The sequence below is a fragment of the Candidatus Jidaibacter acanthamoeba genome (assembly GCF_000815465.1).
Lineage (GTDB): Bacteria > Pseudomonadota > Alphaproteobacteria > Rickettsiales > Midichloriaceae > Jidaibacter > Jidaibacter acanthamoebae.
On sequence record NZ_JSWE01000237.1, the window covers coordinates 1 to 454 of the forward strand.

The 454-nt window shown below is 32.4% G+C and carries 1 protein-coding gene; it reads right to left on the reverse strand.

Annotated elements, in window-relative coordinates; translation table 11 throughout:
• A partial coding sequence (locus tag NF27_RS12690; protein ID WP_039459572.1) for a hypothetical protein occupies nucleotides 1-454 on the reverse strand: 454 nt, incomplete at both ends.

Below are 454 nucleotides of genomic sequence, written 5' to 3' on the forward strand. Positions count from 1 at the left end.
CCATTTCAAACTTCATTGAAATTATAGACTTAAACTCCCATTCAAGAGACTGCCTCAGTATACTGCCCGGATAGTTCTTTTCATAGAAAGAACAAAAATTATTAACTTGGCATTTATCCCTAAATATTATGTTGGCAATTGTGATTTCATGCTTTCCAGGCTTTAACCCATTGCCGATTTGGATATAAGAATTGTCATTAATACCAGCCATATTGATTAAAGCTTTGCTAATGATTGCACCATTATTAATTTCTTCAAAAGATATAGATAGCTCTTCTTGCAAACGCTCAACCAATAGTTGATGTCTATGACTTTCTCTTATAGACTGCTCTGCTTCTTTAAGAATACTATACATATCTTCATCACACTGCCGCATATTAATTTGTAAAGCTGTTAAATGTTTAGTATCGGTAGTATTAAGCCTAAATTTAATTATATCCCTAGGAGTATATCT